Source organism: Olleya sp. Ti.3.14, assembly GCF_038154885.1.
Lineage (GTDB): Bacteria > Bacteroidota > Bacteroidia > Flavobacteriales > Flavobacteriaceae > Olleya.
Genome location: NZ_JBAKAO010000022.1, coordinates 1 through 2,209 on the forward strand (window position 1 = coordinate 1; position 2,209 = coordinate 2,209).

Here is a 2,209-nt window from a genome sequence, read left to right on the forward strand (position 1 = left end):
TAACATCAACATCTGTAGATTTATCTTGGACCTTAGGAGGGACAGAAGCTGCTTGGGAAGTAGTTGTTCAACCAGCTGGAACAGGAGCTCCAACTGGAGCAGGTTCTCCAGCAACAGATAATACATTATATACAGATAATACTTTAACTCCTGCTACAGACTACGAAGTGTATGTTAGAGCCAATTGTGGTGCAGACTTAAGTATTTGGACAGGTCCAATAACTTTTACAACCGACTGTGCAATATTTACACCAACATATTTACAAGACTTTACAACCATTCCAGCAAACTGTTGGGAAGTAGCTAATAATGGAGATTCAACAACAGGTCCTACAGACCTAGGGACTTCTTCATGGGCTAACGATGGCTATTTAAACAATGGTACCACTGGAGCTTATAAAATTAACCTATGGTTAGCAGAAAAAAGTGATTGGCTGCTAAGTCCTGAAATTGACTTAACAGGTGTTCCTTATCAGGTAGAATTTGATTTTGGAGTTATGACTTTTGGTAGTACAACTACCGCAGGAACTTTAGGGTCTGATGATACAGTAGAATTAATGATTACCACAGATAATGGTACAACGTGGACTGTATTAGAAACTTTTGATGCAACATCAACGATTCCTGCAACAGGATTACATGTAGTACAAAATTTAACTGCTTATTCTGGTACTACTGCTCAGTTTGGTATTAGAGCATCAGAAGGAACTGTTGATGATCCAACAGATAACGACGTATTTGTAGATAATTTTCAAGTACGTGCAGTACCATCTTGTCCAGACCCATTAGCTGTAACAGCAACTGCGACAGGAGATACAACAGCAGATATTACTTGGGATGCTGGATCAACAGAAACAGAATGGCAAATTTGGATACAACCAGCAGGAACTGGAGAGCCAACAACAGATGGTGTAGTAACCTCATTAAACGCACCATATCCAGCAACAGGATTAACACCTAGCACACCATATGAAGTTTACGTGAGAGCAAATTGCGGCACTGATGGGTATAGTGTATGGATTGGTCCAGTAAACTTTACAACATTAAACACACCACCACCTGCTCCAATAGGAGTATCATGTGCTTCTGGCGCATCTTCTACAATAATCTTCACAGAAGATTTTGGTAATGATACTAATTATGTACCATCAGGATGGACAGGAACCACTTTTGCTGATATCAATGGAGATTGGGATATTACAACTGTAAATGGAAACTCTGGTGGAACAGGTCCAAATATTACATGGGATGGAAATGCAGGAACACACCTTGAATATGAAGGTTCAGGAAACACAACTAACATAGCCTCTGCAATTACACCTGCAATAGACTTATCTACAGCAGTAGATGGTGCAGAATTATCGTTTTGGATGCATGCATTTGGAGATAATATGGGAACCTTGAATATTGGTGTTAGCACCTCTCAAACAGGCCCTTTTACTTCAGAATATACTTGGGTAGGTGATTACCAATCAACAGCAGATGAGGCTTGGGTACCAATTGGTATTAACTTAGATGCTTACTTGGGTCAAATCATTTATATCGAAATTAGCTATGTAGGAACAGGAGACACTTTTGAGAGTGATATGGCAATTGACCAAGTGAGAGTAGAAACGTGTGGTGATTTTTGTGTTGCTCCAACAGGTATAACTGTTGATGCAATTACAGACACAACTGCAGATGTATCATGGACTGCAAACAATGGTGAAACAAATTGGGAAATAGTAGTACAACCAGCAGGTACAGGAGTACCAACGGGATCTGGAACACCTATTACTACCAACCCTTATACATTAACAGGGTTAACTGCAAGTACAGTTAATGAGGTTTATATTCTATCTGATTGTGGTAATGGATTAAGTGTTTGGGCAGGACCAATTAACTTTACAACATTAAACACACCACCACCTGCTCCAGTAGGCGTAACATGTACTTCTGGTACATCTACTTTTATCTTTACAGAAGATTTTGGTAATGACACCAACTATGTGCCAGCAGGATGGACAGGGACTGCATTTACAGATACTAATGGAGATTGGGATATTACAACCGTAAATGCAAACTCAACAGGAACTGGTCCAAACATTACATGGGACGGAAATGCAGGAACACACCTTGAATATGAAGGTTCAGGAAACACAACTAACGTAGCCTCTGCAATTACACCAGCAATAGACTTATCTACAGCAGTAGATGGTGCAGAATTATC

General features: G+C 39.9%; 1 protein-coding gene. It reads left to right on the top strand.

Annotated elements, in window-relative coordinates; genetic code table 11:
- On the top strand, positions 1-2,209 hold a 2,209-nt coding region (locus V6251_RS15100), incomplete at both ends, for a fibronectin type III domain-containing protein (RefSeq protein ID WP_341588990.1).